The sequence below is a fragment of the Amycolatopsis sp. EV170708-02-1 genome, assembly GCF_022479115.1.
Classification (GTDB): Bacteria; Actinomycetota; Actinomycetes; order Mycobacteriales; family Pseudonocardiaceae; genus Amycolatopsis.
Genome location: NZ_CP092497.1, coordinates 6,857,753 through 6,871,117 on the forward strand (window position 1 = coordinate 6,857,753; position 13,365 = coordinate 6,871,117).

The 13,365-nt window shown below is 68.3% G+C and carries 14 protein-coding genes; 4 read left to right on the plus strand and 10 right to left on the minus strand.

The features are described 5' to 3' along the window. The first annotated feature begins 78 nt into the window (after positions 1 to 78). Positions 79 to 966, plus strand: coding sequence for a hypothetical protein (locus MJQ72_RS31170; protein ID WP_240594595.1), 888 nt, complete (start codon positions 79 to 81; stop codon positions 964 to 966). A gap of 6 nt (positions 967 to 972) precedes the next feature. Here the strand turns inward: MJQ72_RS31170 and MJQ72_RS31175 are convergent, their stop codons facing one another. Genes MJQ72_RS31175 through MJQ72_RS31185 form a run of 4 tightly spaced genes read right to left on the minus strand, consistent with a single transcriptional unit; the run spans position 973 to position 4,671 of the window. Then, positions 973 to 2,376, minus strand: coding sequence for an LCP family protein (locus MJQ72_RS31175; protein ID WP_240594596.1), 1,404 nt, complete (start codon positions 2,374 to 2,376; stop codon positions 973 to 975). Between the two features lie 48 nt (positions 2,377 to 2,424). Then, entirely contained in the window at positions 2,425 to 3,168 is a 744-nt protein-coding gene (locus MJQ72_RS31180) for an SDR family NAD(P)-dependent oxidoreductase (RefSeq protein WP_240594597.1), read from the minus strand. Between the two features lie 13 nt (positions 3,169 to 3,181). Then, positions 3,182 to 3,310, minus strand: coding sequence for a hypothetical protein (locus tag MJQ72_RS44710; RefSeq protein WP_255355414.1), 129 nt, complete (start codon positions 3,308 to 3,310; stop codon positions 3,182 to 3,184). Continuing rightward, complete coding sequence (locus tag MJQ72_RS31185) at positions 3,307 to 4,671, minus strand: OFA family MFS transporter (RefSeq protein ID WP_240594598.1); 1,365 nt, start codon at positions 4,669 to 4,671, stop codon at positions 3,307 to 3,309. The genes MJQ72_RS44710 and MJQ72_RS31185 overlap by 4 nt, the downstream gene beginning before the upstream one ends. Positions 4,672 to 4,772: 101 nt before the next feature. On the opposite strand from MJQ72_RS31185, the gene fdhD reads away from it, so the two are divergent. Then, positions 4,773 to 5,606: a formate dehydrogenase accessory sulfurtransferase FdhD gene (fdhD, locus tag MJQ72_RS31190; RefSeq protein ID WP_240594599.1), complete on the plus strand. Its 834-nt coding sequence runs from the start codon at positions 4,773 to 4,775 to the stop codon at positions 5,604 to 5,606. A gap of 69 nt (positions 5,607 to 5,675) precedes the next feature. Here fdhD and MJQ72_RS31195 read toward each other — a convergent pair whose 3' ends face one another. After that, on the minus strand, positions 5,676 to 7,121 hold the full coding sequence (locus tag MJQ72_RS31195; protein WP_240594600.1) for a carotenoid oxygenase family protein: 1,446 nt from the start codon (positions 7,119 to 7,121) through the stop codon (positions 5,676 to 5,678). A gap of 70 nt (positions 7,122 to 7,191) precedes the next feature. Between MJQ72_RS31195 and MJQ72_RS31200 the strand changes: the two genes are divergently transcribed. Continuing rightward, positions 7,192 to 7,890, plus strand: a complete 699-nt coding sequence (locus tag MJQ72_RS31200; protein WP_240594601.1) for a TetR/AcrR family transcriptional regulator — start codon at positions 7,192 to 7,194, stop codon at positions 7,888 to 7,890. Positions 7,891 to 7,987: 97 nt separating this feature from the next. Further along, positions 7,988 to 8,929, plus strand: a complete 942-nt coding sequence (locus MJQ72_RS31205) for an alpha/beta hydrolase-fold protein (protein WP_240594602.1) — start codon at positions 7,988 to 7,990, stop codon at positions 8,927 to 8,929. Positions 8,930 to 8,933: 4 nt separating this feature from the next. Here MJQ72_RS31205 and MJQ72_RS31210 read toward each other — a convergent pair whose 3' ends face one another. The 5 genes from MJQ72_RS31210 to MJQ72_RS31230 all read right to left on the minus strand — a co-directional run bounded on the left by MJQ72_RS31210 (position 8,934) and on the right by MJQ72_RS31230 (position 13,231). Beyond that, entirely contained in the window at positions 8,934 to 9,854 is a 921-nt protein-coding gene (locus MJQ72_RS31210; RefSeq protein ID WP_261367991.1) for a sensor histidine kinase, read from the minus strand. A 76-nt stretch (positions 9,855 to 9,930) separates the two neighbouring features. After that, positions 9,931 to 10,311, minus strand: a complete 381-nt coding sequence (locus MJQ72_RS31215; protein ID WP_240594603.1) for a hypothetical protein — start codon at positions 10,309 to 10,311, stop codon at positions 9,931 to 9,933. A 104-nt stretch (positions 10,312 to 10,415) separates the two neighbouring features. After that, positions 10,416 to 11,711, minus strand: coding sequence for an ATP-dependent Clp protease ATP-binding subunit ClpX (clpX, locus tag MJQ72_RS31220; protein ID WP_016332355.1), 1,296 nt, complete (start codon positions 11,709 to 11,711; stop codon positions 10,416 to 10,418). 218 nt (positions 11,712 to 11,929) lie between these two features. Next, a complete protein-coding gene (locus MJQ72_RS31225) occupies positions 11,930 to 12,601 on the minus strand; it encodes an ATP-dependent Clp protease proteolytic subunit (protein ID WP_240594604.1) in 672 nt (223 codons plus the stop codon). Between the two features lie 27 nt (positions 12,602 to 12,628). Next, complete coding sequence (locus MJQ72_RS31230; RefSeq protein WP_016332353.1) at positions 12,629 to 13,231, minus strand: ClpP family protease; 603 nt, start codon at positions 13,229 to 13,231, stop codon at positions 12,629 to 12,631. Positions 13,232 to 13,365: the final 134 nt, after the last annotated feature.

A 13,365-nucleotide genomic window follows, 5' to 3' on the forward strand; every position in this document is an offset into this window, starting at 1 on the left:
GCCCTCTTGGCGGTGCCGCGCGGCACCGAACGGGGTCCACCGTGAAATGGCCCACCCCTTTCGCGGAAAGGCCTTGCCATGTCACGAAGATCGACCTTGCGTTGCTTCGCCGCCCTGGCCTCGCTCTTGCTCGTCGCGGTGCTGCCCGGCGCGGCCACCGCCGCTCCGGGCGCACCGCCGCCGCTGCCCTTCGTCTCCCAGCTCGACCTGTCCTGCTACAAGACCGAAGGCTACAAACCACCATCGGTGGAGCTCACCCTCAAGCACCTCAACCCGGTGCTCGGGAACCTGCCGGTGGAGACGGTCAAGCTGGGCGAACGCCAACAACTTTGCGTGCCGGTCGCGAAGAACGGCGTGATCCCGCCGCCGGGGATCATCGACTTCGTCCGCTGGGTGGATCTGTCGTGCTACCGGATCGAAGGCCGCACGGTGGATTTCCCATTGACGCTGAGCCATCTGAACCCGGTCGTGCAGAAGCTCGGCATCCAGGACTCGCACGTGACCATGTTGTCGCCGGAGCAGTTGTGCGTCCCGGTCGAGAAGAACGGGAAGCTGCCGCCGCCGGAGATCCTGTCGTTCGTGCGGCACATCGACCTCGAGTGCTATGCCCTGCGCGTCCTCGGCATCCCCACCATCCCCTTCCCGCTCACGCTGGGCCATCTCAACCCGGTACTGGCCGACCGGCCGAAGACGGACGTGAAGGTCGGCAACGCGCGGCAGTTGTGCGTCCCGGTGGCGAAACGCGGTGACGAGATCCCGCCGGAGGTGCTCGGCACCGTCCAGTGGCTGGATCTGGCGAAGGCGGACGTCAGCACCGCCCCGAGCGTGGTCGGGCCGGTCACGCTGAAGCTGACCCACCTGAACCCGGTGCTGGCCCACCTTCCCAGCGAGGCCGCCGTGATCACCGAGCCGGTGCAGCTCGGCCTTCCGGTCGCGAAGAACGGGAAGATCCCGCCAAGGGAGTGACCTCGCTCAGTTGATGCACTCCGTGCCGGCGGAGGTGATGGGTTCATCGGTCCTGACCCCGGCCGCCCCGCCGCCCGCGGACACGCCCGGTCCCTTGTAGACCTGTCCGAGCACGACCTGGACATGGCCCGCCGCGACGGAAGCGACCTTCTCGGTCTCCAGGCCGCCGAGCAGCTTCGCGATCTCCGTGGCGGGCCCGGACGCGTCGCTGAACCGGACGACGGAGGTCCGCCGTCCGGACTCGGCCGTCGTCTCGCCCTTGCCGAATCCCTTCTCCGTCAAGAGATCCGAGACGCGAGCGGCCAAGCCGTCCTTGCCGCTCGCGTTGACGACGTCGACCTTGGGACCCGCGGGTGCCTGCGGGGTCGTGGGCTGGACGCCGATCAGGGACGCGGCGAAAGCCCGCACCTGGGCGGGGTCCACCTGCACGGCGGTCGCGGTCGGCTGCTTGGGGTTGTAGCGATAGTCGGGGTTGACCACCGGGATCGTGTCGAAGGCGATGCCGCCGCCGGAGACGCCCCGCATCTGCCGGACGAAGTCGAGCAGATCCCACGAGCCGTCGAGCACGACCGAACGTTTCACCGCGTCGATCAGTTCGGAGAGGCGGGCCGGATTGGCCAGCGTCCCGGCGGAGAGCACCTGCTTCGCCAGCCCGGCGAGGAACACCTGCTGACGGCGGACACGGTCGAGGTCGCTGCGAGGCAGATCCTCGCGCTGGCGTACGAAGGCCAGCGCGTCGGCGCCCTGGATCGTCTGCTTGCCGGCCGGGAAGTCCGCCCCGGACTTGCGGTCCTTGGTCGCCCTGTTCAAGCACACTTCGACCCCGCCGACGGCCTTGCTGATGTCGTAGAAACTCTGCAGGTTGACCTCGGCGAAGTGGTCGATCTTGACGCCGGTGAGATCCTCGACCGCCTTCAAGGTCGCCTTCCGCGCGGCCGTGATCGCCACCTTGTCGATCTCCGCCTTGTCGGTCTTGCCCGCCTCGCGCTGCGCACTCGCCGAAGCGAACTTGGCGTGACCGAAGATGCCGTTGATCTTGGTCTTGTCCTTCGTCCCCGGCTCCGCGACCCAAGAGTCGCGCGGGATGGAGAACGCCTTCACCGCCTTCTGGCCGTTGGGGATGCGGAGCACGATGAGCGTGTCGGTCAGGTCGTCGCCGTTCGCGCCGACGCGCAGCTCACGCAGCATCTCCGGGGACAGCGGGTTGCCATGCTCGTCGGTCCGCGAATCGCGTCCGACCAGCAGGATGTCCAGCGATCCGTCGGCGGGCTGCTCGCCCGGGTCCGGCGCTTCGATCACGTCTTCGCGGGTGACGCCTTCGAGCGACTCCAGCGTCGTGTATCCGTACGCGGTCCCGCCGAACACCGCCACCGCGAGCGCGGCGACCAGGACCTTCCCCAGCTTGTGCACGTTCCATAGACGCGCGGGAGGCCTTCATCGCTGCATAGGTGATCCAGTTCACATCCGCAGATGCGACGCGCCGTTCAGGTCGAGGATCGCCCCGGACGCCCACGCGGCCTCGCCCGAAGCGAGGTAGAGCACCGCCGCCGCGACCTCTTCCGGCGTGCCGACGCGACCGAACGGGCTCTCGCCGCGCGCACCTTCGACCTTCGCCGCGACCCTGTCCGTCGCGGTGAACCCGGGCGCGACCGAGGTCACGGCGATCCCGTGCGGGGCGAGGGCGACGGCGAGCGACTGCCCCAGCGAGTGCAGCGCCGCCTTGCTCGCGCCGTACGCCGGGAACTCGGGCTCGCCCTTGAAGGCTCCCCTCGAGCCGATGTTGACCACGCGGCCGGGCGCGCCGCGCTCGATCATGTGCCGCGCCACGCAGTAGGTCACGTTCGCGGTGCCGAGGACGTTGACGTCGAGCATCCGCCGCCAGACCCGCTGCCAGTCCTCATAGGACACTTCGACGACAGGATGGGCCGAAGCCGGGGACGGCGCGAAGGCGGCGTTGTTCACGAGGACGTCCACCCCGCCCACCAGCGCCTCGGCCTCGTCCGCGACCCGTTGCGCCACTTCGGGCTCCGAAAGATCGCCCTGGATCAGGCCGTGCCCGGAACCGGGCAGCTCGGCGAGGGTCCGCTCGGCTTCCTCCCGTTTCGAGGCGTAGTGGACGGCGACACGGTCGCCCTTTTCCGCGAAGGCGCGGGCGATCGCGCGGCCGATGCCGCGCGACGCCCCGGTGACCAGAACTCCCACGACCCGACCCTACTCAGCCGCCGAAGAGCTGGACCACCTTGCGGAACAGTTCGTAGACCCCGTAGGCGAACGGGAGCGCGACCCACAGCCACGCGAAGACCATCAGCCCGGTGCGGCGGCGTTCGGGAGCCTGTTCGGTCATCGGGCCTCACTCCTCGCGGGCTCGCCGGACGACGCCGGCTCGTGGTACTTCGGGTTGACCGGGCGCACCAGCTCGTTGGCGACGAAACCGACGACCAGCAGGCCGATCATGATGAACAGCGACGTCGAGTACAGATCAGGGCCGACCTTGCCCGCCGCCTTCTGGCTGTCGGCGATGGCGTTGACGATCAGCGGCCCGAGCACGCCCGCCATCGACCACGCGGTCAGCAGCCTGCCGTGGATCGCGCCCACCTGGTAGGTGCCGAAGAGGTCCTTGAGATACGCCGGAACGGTCGCGAAGCCGCCGCCGTAGAAGGAAAGGATCAACATCGCGCACAGCACGAACACGAGCTTCGAGGCGTTGGTGGTCAGCGCGATCACCAGGTACAGCAGGGCGCCGACGCCGAGGTAGAGGCGGTAGATGTTCTTGCGCCCCACCAGGTCCGAAGTGGACGACCAGACGAACCGGCCGAGCATGTTGGTCAGCGAGAGTAAGGCGACGAACCCGCCCGCGGCGGCGGTGCCGACCGGGGTCGAGGTCTCGCGGAAGAAGTCCACGATCATCGGCGACGCCTTCTCCAGGATGCCGATGCCCGCGGTCACGTTGAAGCACAGGACCACCCAGAGGAGCCAGAACTGCGGCGTCCTGATGGCGTTGCGCGCCGACACGTTCGCGGTGGTGATCATCGCGTTGCCGTGGTCGGTCTTCGGTTCCCAGCCCTTCGGCTTCCAGCCGTCGGCGGGGACCCGCACCAGCAGGATGCCGAGGGTCATGAAGACCGCGTAGACCAGGCCGTGCACGAGGAAGGCCGTCGCGACGCCTCCGATCGACCACGACGTGTCCGGGCCCAGCATTTGCGAGGACCACGGGGAGGCGATCAGCGCGCCGCCGCCGAAGCCCATGATCGCGATGCCGGTGGCCATGCCCGGCCGGTCCGGGAACCATTTGATCAGCGTCGACACCGGCGAGATGTAGCCGATCCCGAGCCCGATCCCGCCGATCCCACCCCAGCCGAGGACGACGAGCCAGTACTGCGACGTCGCCACACCGAGCGCGGAGAGCAGGAAGCCTGAGCTGAAACACGCCATCGAGACGAACATCGCCCAGCGCGGACCGTTGCGTTCGACCAGCGTCCCGCCGAAGGCCGCCGACAGCCCGAGCATCACGATGCCCAGCTGGAACGGCAGCGCGCTCTCCGTCCCGGTGAGGCCGAGGGTCTTCTCCAGCGGCTGTTTGAAGACGCTCCACGCGTACGCCTGCCCGATCGAGAGGTGGACGGCCAGCGCGGCGGGCGGCACCAGCCAGCGGCTCCAGCCCGGTGATGCGACGATGCGGGAACGGTCCAGGAAGCCGACAGCCATCCGGCGCCTCCGTACTCTGAGGATGTGCACTGGGAATGTATTACTTAATTCCCGACGTTGCAGTACTCAAGTGTCGAATTACCGGTCAGAAGGGTGGACAAGTGGGCAGGGTGACGGTGCGGCGTCCGGTGCGGAAGATTTCCGCGACCAAGGACGTGCGGCGGCCCGACGCGCTCGCGGCCGAGGAACCGCTGGAGATCCGGGTCGGCGGCAAGGCACTCGCGGTCACCATGCGGACACCCGGCAACGACGTCGAGCTCGCGCACGGGTTCCTGTTGTCCGAAGGCGTGCTCGCCTCGCGCGAGGACGTCGCGGTCGCGCGGTACTGCGACGGCGTCGACGACCAGGGCCGCAACACCTACAACGTCCTGGACATCGCGCTGGCCGAAGGGGTCGCCCCGCCGGAGACCGGCGTCGAGCGGAACTTCTACACCACGTCCTCGTGCGGCGTCTGCGGCAAGGCCGCGCTCGACGCGGTGAAGCTGAAAAGCCGGTTTTCCCCGGAGAAGTCCGAATTCGCGGTGAGCACCGACGTGCTGGCGAAGCTCCCGGACACGCTCCGCGCGCACCAGAAGGTGTTCTCCAGCACCGGCGGGCTGCACGCGGCCGCCCTGTTCGACGGAGACGGGAACCTCGCCGTGGTCCGCGAGGACGTCGGCAGGCACAACGCCGTGGACAAGGTGCTGGGCTGGGCGCTGCAGGAGGGCCGGATCCCCGCGGCGGACACCGGGCTGCTGGTGTCCGGCCGCGCCTCGTTCGAACTGGTGCAGAAGGCCGCCATGGCCGGGATCGGGCTGCTGGCGGCCGTCTCCGCGCCGTCGTCGCTGGCCGCGGAACTGGCCGACGAGAACGGCATGACGCTCATCGGTTTCCTGCGCGGCGACAGCATGAACCTCTACACCGGGGAACAGCGGGTGCTCGGCCTCGGGGGCTGAAGGACGCTTTCCCCGCGTCTCACGAGACGAAAGCGCCCTTCACCGCGTGGCATGCGGGGAAAGTCCCCTTCAGCCCTCCGTGCCCACCCAGTTGCCGTGGAAGCCGTTCGGCACCCGGTCCGGCAGATGCACGGCACCCACGGTCTCCAGCGTCCCCGCGTCCAAAATGGTCAGATCGCTCTTCTGCGTCGCGGGATCGTAGACGAATCCCATCAGCACGCCCTCGTCCTCGCCGGCGTCCGCCGAGGACGGGACGAACACGAACTCCCCCACCTGCGCGCCGTCGCCGAATTCCCGCGACTGGACCGACCGGTTCCACAGATCGTGCTTCAGCAAGGATCCCGACGACGCCGAACCATCCTTTGTGGACACTGAGTAGCCAAAGCGATGCCTTCGCCCGACCAGCCGTTCGTCGACGCGCGGGAACTCCTGCCCCTGGTCGTCGAGACGTTCCTCGATGACCTTGCCGACGCTCAGGTCGATGGTCCAGCGGTCCAGGGTCGGCGGCCCCTCGGCGGGTCCGAGGAGTTCGGTGTCGAACATCTTCGGATGCCGGACGACGTCCAGCACGATGTCGTCGCCGTCGTCGTAGGCGTTCATCGGGTGGAACACGTAGCACGGCTCGATCTCGAACCAGCGGACGTCGCCGTTGCCGCCGTCGCGCGGCATGACACCGATCCGCGCCGGATACTTGGGGTTCCAGCGGTACGGCAGGCCGGCGTTGCCCGAGATCCGCTGACGAAGCCGCGCACTGAGCGGATCCGGCACCTTCACCTTGCCCACCAGCGCGGAAACCACCAGTTGGGCGGGTGTGCGCAGGAACGGCGGGACGGAAGCCGCGACGGCCTGCTCGGTCGCGAACGTGACCGGAAGGTCGTAGAAGACGACGTGCTTCTCGGTCAGGGAGAAGTCGTGCATCATCGGCGAACCGGCGACCTCGACGTCCACCTTGCGCCGCGCGCGGCCCTGCGCGTCGATCACCGAGTACTGCACCTTGTTGCCCCAGCCGAAGAAGTACGACACGGCGTGCAGTTCGCCGGTCTCCGGATCACGCTTCGGATGGGCGGTGTAGCCGCCGGGAAGGGTGCCGTCGAAATCGCAGGCGCCGACGGTGTCGAGTTCGTCGGTCAGTTCGAAGTTCGTGGGACCGCCCTCGATCAGCGCGAGGGTCTTGCCCGCGTGGCCGATGACGTTCGTGTTGGCGCCCATGGCCGCGACCCCGGCGACCGGCCCGCCTTCCCAGCGCTCGCCGAGCTCCCCGGACAGCCGGGGAGTACGCACCCAGCGGTTGCGGTACCACTCGGCGCGGCCGTCCCGCAGCCGGACGCCGTGCACCATGCCGTCGCCCATGAACCAGTGGTACGTCGCGGGGTCCACTTCGGACAGCGGATTCGGCCCGTTCCGCAGATAGCGCCCGTCCAGGTACTCCGGGATGTGCCCGGTGACGCTCAGTTCGGTGATCGTGTGCTCTCGGCTGACCGGGGCGAAGTTGCCCTCGAGGAACTTGTTGCCCATCACAGACCCCTACCCTGGAATAACGATGTTATGCGCTCATTTATAACAGGGTTATGAGATACTGGCAAGCATGGCACCGAAACCCTCCGCCGCCGAGGTCAAGGGCAAGCTGATCGAGGCGGCGATCCGGCTGCTCTCGCACGGCGGCCCGGAGGCGCTGCAGGCCCGCAAGCTGGCGGCCGAGATCGGCGCGTCCACCATGGCCGTGTACACCCACTTCGGCGGTATGGGCGCGCTCGTGGACGAGGTCGCGCGCGAGGGATTCCGGCGGCTGTCGGCGAACCTGGGCCGGGTCGAGGAGACCGAAGACCCTGCGGCAGACATCCTCACCCTGGCACTGGCGTACCGGCGGACCGTCGTGGACGACCCGCAGCTTTACGCGGTGACCTTCGGCCAGAGCCAGCCCAGCGGGCAGAAGGTGACCCTCGGCGACATGACCAACGAGGAGACCCGCCAGAACGCCAGCGAAGAGGGCATCGAGGCCTTCGGCTACCTCGTCCGCGCCGCGAAGCGGGTGATCGACGCGGGCCGGTTCCGCCCCGCCCCGGAATTCGAGGTCGCCGCTCAGCTCTGGAGCGCCGTGCACGGCTACATCACACTGGAGGTCGCCGGCCATTTCGGCGACGGCGAGAATGGTGTGGACCACATCCTGATTCCCCTGGCCACCGCCCTGGGCGTGGGTCTGGGCGACACTTACGAGGCCGCGACACGGTCCGCCCGCCGCTCGATCGAGGCCTGGCGCGCGAAAGAGGGAAACATCGGCACCTGATCCGGCGATACCCCGGTCACAGGTCGGTGAATCGTGCAACCTTCGAGCGGAAGCGCGCGTCTGACCTGGTGGAAGCCAAACGGGGGAACGGGGATCGGTGAACGAGGACGACCAGGGGCATACGACGCTGCCGGGGGTGGACGGCGCCCGCCGGTGGCTGAGCCGTCGTTCCGTGCTGATCGCGGGCGCCTCCGGTCTCGGAGTCGCCGGGCTCGCCGCCGGGACGGCCACCGGAGCCCTGCCGTTCAGCGAAGCGCTCCAGCGGGCGCTCGGCGTCGCGTCGCCGACCCCGGCCACCCAGCTGGGCAGCCCCCGTGTCGAACGCGTCTACTCCGAAGCCCGCGGCCGCGAGGTCGATCTCGTGCTCATGCTGCCGACCAAGGCACCGCCCAAGGGACTGCCCATGTCGCTGATGCTGCACGGCCTCCACGGCACCGCGCGGCACGCGGCCCCGACAGGGCTGTTGAAACAGCTCGGCAGCGACGTCGCCCGCAAGGCGGTGCCCGCGTTCGGGTTCGTCGCCGTCGACGGCGGCGACCACTACTGGCACGAGAACAAACCGGGCGACAACCCGATGGCGATGCTGCTCGAAGAGGTCCCCCGCTGGCTCGCCGCGCGCGGCCTCGGCGGCCGGGACGGGCAGCCGTTCGCCGCCACCGGGCTCTCGATGGGCGGCTTCGGCGCGCTGCTGTACACCCGGCGCCGCCTGGAACGCCGCCGCCCGCCCGCCGCGGTCGCGGCCCTCGCGCCCGCGCTGATCACGTCGTGGGCCGAGATGAGCAAACGGCGCGCCTTCCGCGACGCCGCCGACTGGGGCTCGCTGGACCCGCTGCGCCACATCGGCGTCACCAAAAGCGTGCCGACCGGGATCTGGTGCGGGACCGAAGACCCGTTCATCGGCGGGGTGCGGAAGTTCATCTCCGAGGCGCGGCCCATGGTGGCGCACACCTCGCGCGGCAAGCACGGCGACGCCTTCAACCGCACGGTCGTGCCGAGTTTGATCGCGTTCCTCGGCAAACACGTCCCGAAGAACGCCTGAGGGTTCAGACGCGGAAGTAGATCCTGGTCACGGTCGACCCCGGTCTCAGATACTGCCGGACCAGGTCGGCGACCTGGTTCACCAGCACCAGGCCACGTCCGCCGATCTGCCCCGGCGAGGCGGGACGACGGCCGGCCAGCGGATCGCTCAGGGTGCCCTCGTCGATGACCTCGCAGAGCACGTAGCCCTCTTCGCGCCAGATGCGGACGACACCGTGGCCCGAACCGTGCAGCACGCTGTTGGCGGACAGCTCGGCCACGGCGAGCACGAGATCTTCCACCCGCTCCAAAGCGAGGCCGTACTCCTCGGCCCGGTCCTGCGCGAAACACCGCACCGCGCCGAGCCGGGCGAGGTCGAAGCGGAACGCGTCGGCCGCCCGCGGCTCGGGCAGCGGAAGGTTGTATTTCTCGACGACCGCGTCGGGAGCGTAACCCGCGCTCGGGCGATCACCGCCGGCGCCGGAGAGGGTCGGATGGGTCCGCTCGGCGTCGGCGAGGACGTCGTCGTCGAGCCGGTTGCGGTCGTACGGGCAGAGAATGCTCAGTTCGCGGTCCCCGAAAGCGACGTTGATCAGCGCCTCGTGCTGCGCGCAGGCCGGGTATTCGAGCGCCGACCGGCCCGCCCAGATCGGTTCGCCGATGATCCGCACCGGCCCCGGGCGGTTGTCCGCGAACGCGAGCAGCACACCGGGAAGGATGCGGCCGGGGTTGCGGCCCGCCTCGGTCATGTCGATGAACTCGACCCCGGCGGCGGAATCGCCCAAGGCGGCTTCGATCAGCGCGAGATTCCGGCCCGGGACGGCCACCGCGACGGGCTCGCCGAGCTTCAGGCCCTCCAGGATGTACGGAACCGTACCGTCCAGGTACTCGGCGTCACCGGAGTAGAGCAGGCCCACGTGGGAGAAGAGACCCGCGGTGACTGTCACGGACTCGTCTTACCCCGTGGGGATGATTCTGAAACCCTGCTAACGGAGGGAAATCCGGAAACGGGTGCCGGGCCGATCAGCCGAGCCAGCGTCCCGCCATCGAGATCAGCCAGAATCCGGCGAGCGTCGCACCGGTGAACAGCCCGGTCCAGGCGACGAGCGACTGGTTCGCCTCCGCGCTTCGCGCCGCCTTGAGCCGGATGAGCGCGTACGCCGAGACGGCGAAGAACGGCAGCGGGATCAGCGGCAGTGGCGACAAGCGGACGACACCGGCCACCAGGCAGGTCGCCACCAGCACGCCCAGCGCGATCGTCAGCGCGCGCGGGAGCCACGGATGCCCGCGGTACGCCCCGACGACGATGCGTTCGGTGAGTTCGACGAGTCCCCTGACCTCGCGCGGACTCGCGGCTGCCAGCTCGGGAGCCTCGGTCTCGTCCTTCGTGGGAGTCAGCGGCACCTTCGCATCCTATCCCGGTCCGGTCACCGGCCGGACCGGGCCGGAGAAAACCGATGCCCCGGCCGGAGGGATCCGGCCGGGGCATCGGTGGCGAAAGTGTGCGCTCAGGCGGACTTCTCGCCGCGCTCGCTGCTGCGACGGCGGGACGGCTGACGCGCCACGATCGTCGGGTTCACGTTCTCGCGGACGGTCTGCTCGGTGATGACGACCTTCGCGACGTCGTCGCGGCTGGGGATGTCGTACATGACCGGCTGCAGGACCTCTTCCATGATCGCGCGCAGGCCACGGGCGCCGGTGCCGCGGAGCACGGCCTGGTCGGCGATGGCCTCGAGCGCGGTCTTGGTGAACTCCAGCTCGACGTTGTCCATCTCGAAGAGCTTCTTGTACTGCTTCACCAGCGCGTTGCGCGGCGTGGTCAGGATGCTGACCAGCGAGTCCTTGTCGAGGTGGGTCACCGTCGCCACGACCGGGAGACGCCCGATGAACTCCGGGATCAGCCCGAACTTGATCAGGTCCTCCGGCATGGTGTCGGAGAAGATGTCGCTCTCGTCGATCTCGGCCTTGGTGCGGATCTCCGCGCCGAACCCGAGGCCGCGCTTGCCGACCCGCTCGTTGATGATCTTCTCCAGCCCGGCGAACGCGCCGGCCACGATGAACAGCACGTTCGTCGTGTCGATCTGGATGAACTCCTGGTGCGGGTGCTTGCGGCCGCCCTGCGGCGGCACCGAGGCGGTGGTGCCCTCGAGGATCTTCAGCAGCGCCTGCTGCACGCCCTCGCCGGACACGTCACGGGTGATCGACGGGTTCTCCGACTTGCGGGCGATCTTGTCGACCTCGTCGATGTAGATGATGCCCGTCTCGGCGCGCTTGACGTCGTAATCCGCCGCCTGGATCAGCTTGAGCAGGATGTTCTCGACGTCCTCGCCCACATACCCGGCTTCGGTGAGCGCCGTGGCGTCCGCGATCGCGAACGGGACGTTCAGCATCTTCGCCAGGGTCTGGGCCAGATAGGTCTTGCCGCAGCCCGTCGGCCCCAGCATCAGGATGTTGGACTTCGCCAGCTCGACGGTCTCGTCCTTGGAATCCTTCGGCCCGGCCTTGTCGTCGGACTGCACACGCTTGTAGTGGTTGTACACCGCCACGGCCAGCGATCGCTTCGCGTCGTCCTGGCCGATGATGTACTGCTCGAGGAACTCGTGGATCTCGGCGGGTTTGGGCAGCTCGTCGAGCTTGACCTCGCCGGCCTCGGCCAGTTCCTCTTCGATGATCTCGTTGCAGAGATCGATGCACTCATCGCAGATGTAGACCCCGGGGCCGGCAATGAGCTTCTTCACCTGCTTTTGGCTCTTGCCGCAGAAAGAACATTTCAGCAGGTCGCCGCCGTCACCGATCCGTGCCATGGCCGTTGACCTCGTCCCCTCCGGCGCGATACGCGCCTGACTGTCTTACCGCCCCGGTCACGGATGACCTCTCGGAGCCTCACACACTGCCACTGACGGTACCCGTCCGATGCCGCCGACGGGAGAACCAACGTCACATCTGAGCACGCCAGAAGCTGACCATAGACCAGGGGTCCGGTGCGTGTCGTCACCCGACACGCACCGGTCCCCTCCCACGATCAGCTGCTCGAAGCCTTGCGGTACTCGAGCACCTCGTCGACGATCCCGTACGCCTTGGCCTCGTCGGCCGTCAGGATCTTGTCGCGCTCGATGTCCTTCTTGACCTCGTCGGCGTCCTTCTTCGTGTGCTTCGCCAGGATGACCTCCATCTGGCGCCGCACCCGCTGGATCTCGTTGGCCTGGATCTCCAGGTCCGAGACCTGGCCGTACGTGCCCTCGGTGGCGGGCTGGTGGATCAGCACGCGCGAGTTCGGCAGCGTGAAGCGCTTGCCGGGGGTCCCGGCGGCCAGCAGCACCGCGGCGGCCGAGGCGGCCTGGCCGATGCACATGGTGACGATGTCGGGACGGACGTACTGCATCGTGTCGTAGATCGCCATCAGCGCGGTGAACGAGCCACCGGGCGAGTTGATCAGGATCATGATGTCGCGGTCCGGGTCCTCGTGCTCGAGGTGCAGCAGCTGGACCATCACGTCGTTCGCCGACGCGTCGTCGATCTGCACGCCGAGCATGATCTGACGCTCTTCGTACAGCTTGTTGTACGGGTTCGATTCCTTGATGCCGTAGCTCGTGCGCTCGACGTACGAGGGCAGGACGTACCGCGACTGCGGCAGCTGGAGCCGCGACTGCATCCCGGGCGCCTGCGACCCGTTCGGAAGCTGGAAGTTGCTCATTGAATTCTCCTGTGTGCGAGGCGCGGATCAGCTGTTGGGAAGCGGGTTCTCACGAGTGAGGACCTGGTCCACGAAGCCGTAGTCCTTCGCCTCCTGCGCGGTGAACCAGCGGTCGCGGTCACCGTCCTTGACGATCTGCTCGACCGTCTGGCCGGTCTGCTCGGCGGTGATCCGGGCCAGCTCCTGCTTCCACTTGCCGAACACCTCGGCCTGGATGGCGATGTCGGAGGCCGTGCCGCCGACCCCCGCCGAGGGCTGGTGCATGAGGATGCGCGCGTGCTGCAGCGCGTACCGCTTGCCGGGCGTGCCGGAGGAGAGCAGGAACTGCCCCATCGACGCGGCCAGGCCCATCGCGTAGGTCGCGACGTCCGGGCGGATCAGCTGCATGGTGTCGTAGATCGCGAAACCCGCGGTGACCGAGCCACCGGGCGAGTTGATGTAGAAGCGGATGTCCGACTCGGAGTCGTCTGCGTCGAGCAGCAACAACTGGGCGGTGATCCGGTTGGCGACCTCGTCGTTGACCTCGGAGCCGAGGACGACGATGCGCTCCTGGAGCAGCCGCTCGAAGACCGAGTCGGTGAGGTTGAGCCCTGCGGTACCGGTCCGCGCCTGGGGCGTGTGCTGCGTCACGTCATGCCTGCCTTTTCGCCGACGGCGGCGGGTGGAACGTTCGCCGCCGCGTATGTCCAGATGCTTGAGGATCTTGCAACCGACCCTAACGAACTTGGGCGGTGCAGAATGCCTGACACCGCCCAAGTTCGCTT

Coding starts and splice junctions, on each gene's coding strand:
- MJQ72_RS31225 (WP_240594604.1), bottom strand. CDS start 12,601: ATGAGCAACTTCCAGCTTCCGAACGGGTCGCAGGCGCCCGGGATGCAG.
- MJQ72_RS31170 (WP_240594595.1), top strand. CDS start 79: ATGTCACGAAGATCGACCTTGCGTTGCTTCGCCGCCCTGGCCTCGCTC.
- MJQ72_RS44710 (WP_255355414.1), bottom strand. CDS start 3,310: ATGACCGAACAGGCTCCCGAACGCCGCCGCACCGGGCTGATGGTCTTC.
- MJQ72_RS31185 (WP_240594598.1), bottom strand. CDS start 4,671: ATGGCTGTCGGCTTCCTGGACCGTTCCCGCATCGTCGCATCACCGGGC.
- MJQ72_RS31200 (WP_240594601.1), top strand. CDS start 7,192: ATGGCACCGAAACCCTCCGCCGCCGAGGTCAAGGGCAAGCTGATCGAG.
- MJQ72_RS31195 (WP_240594600.1), bottom strand. CDS start 7,121: ATGGGCAACAAGTTCCTCGAGGGCAACTTCGCCCCGGTCAGCCGAGAG.
- clpX (WP_016332355.1), bottom strand. CDS start 11,711: ATGGCACGGATCGGTGACGGCGGCGACCTGCTGAAATGTTCTTTCTGC.